The organism is Massilia sp. CT11-108 (assembly GCF_047302915.1).
In the GTDB taxonomy this organism is placed as follows: domain Bacteria; phylum Pseudomonadota; class Gammaproteobacteria; order Burkholderiales; family Burkholderiaceae_D; genus Telluria; species Telluria orientalis.
Genome location: NZ_JBKYMO010000898.1, coordinates 1 through 1,370, shown reverse-complemented (window position 1 = coordinate 1,370; position 1,370 = coordinate 1). Strand labels below are relative to the sequence as shown.

At 71.2% G+C, this 1,370-nt stretch carries 2 protein-coding genes; one reads left to right on the top strand and one right to left on the bottom strand.

What is annotated here, in order from left to right; genetic code table 11:
• The coding region (locus ACEN88_RS31800; protein WP_413346166.1) for a GMC oxidoreductase at positions 1 to 653 on the top strand (653 nt) is incomplete at its 5' end.
• On the opposite strand, the gene ACEN88_RS31795 is transcribed toward ACEN88_RS31800, so the two are convergent.
• Positions 619 to 1,370 (bottom strand): glycoside hydrolase family 3 C-terminal domain-containing protein (locus ACEN88_RS31795; RefSeq protein WP_413346164.1); only part of this gene is annotated, 752 nt, incomplete at its 5' end. The two genes, ACEN88_RS31800 and ACEN88_RS31795, sit on opposite strands and share 35 nt — an antisense overlap.

The window sequence follows — 1,370 nt, the reverse complement described above, 5'->3', positions numbered from 1 at the left end:
CAGGATGCGCGGGCGGCATCGGCAGCCCGCGCATCCTGCGCGCGTCCGGCTTGCTGAGTGGTCCCGCGCCGTTCTTCAGCGACCCCGTCGTGGCCGTGATGGGCACGGTGGACGGCATCGAGGGCGGCGGCGCCGAGGTGCCGATGGCGGCCGGGCATTACGACCCGGAGGCCGGGATCAGCCTGGCCGACCTCACGCTGCCCCGCCCCATGTACCAGGCGTTCGCGGCGCAGGCGGGCCGGGTCGACCGGTTATTGGCACACGACCGCACGTTGACGATCATGGTCAAGATCCGCGACGAGATCAAAGGCAATGTCGGCCCGCGCTGGGTCGACAAGACGCTGGCGCCGGAAGACCGGCGCCGCTTCGATGCCGGCATCGCGCAGGCGCGCGGCATCCTGGAAGCCAGCGGCGCGCATCACATCTTTGCCAGCCACCATTTCGCCGCGCATCCGGGCGGCACGGTGCCCATCGGCCAGGCGCTGGACGCGGACCTCGCGACGCCGACGCCGGGCCTGTACGTGTGCGACGCGTCCGTCATCCCCGAACCGTGGGGCCTGCCGCCCACCCTGACCCTGCTGTGCCTGGGCTGGCGGCTCGGCCGTCACCTGGCGCGGGTCAGCGCTTCACGGGCAGCGTCGTCGTCAGCCTGATGTCGGCCGACGACTCGCCCACCATCAGCGTCACGGGCACGGGCTCGACCTCGAACCGGCCCGCCTGCGTGTTCCAGTACGCGAGGCGCTGCGCCGCGAGCGGGATGCGCACCGTGCGCGTCTCGCCCGGCTTCACGTTCACGCGCCGGAAGCCGACCAGCGCCTGGCGCGGCCGCTCGACCTGCGACTTCGGCCACGCGGCGTACAGCTCGACGACGCTGTCTCCCGCCACCTTGCCCGTATTGGTCACGTCCACGTCGACGTCGACCGTGCCGCCGGAAGCCAGCGCCGGCGCGCTCGTGCGCAGCTTCCCATATTTGAACGTCGTATAAGACAGGCCGTGCCCGAACGGGAACAGCGGCTGGCCCTTGAAGTACATGTAGGTGCGGCCGTGGCGGATGTCGTAGTCCATCATCGGCGGCAGCTGCGATTCCGCCGCCGGCCACGTCGCCACGAGCTTGCCGCCGGGGTTGTAGTCGCCGAACAGCACCTGCGCGAGCGCCGTGCCCTGGTCCTGCGACGCATGCGCCATCTGCACGATCGCGGGCACGTGCTCCTTCGCCCAGCCGATCGTGTACGGGAAGCTCGATACGAGCACCATCACCGTGCGCGGATTCGCCGCCAGCACCTGTTTTACCAGGCCTTCCTGCGCGAGCGCCAGCGTCTCGCGGTCGCGCCCCTCGCGGCCGTCGCCCGGGTCGGCGCACGGCTTCGTGC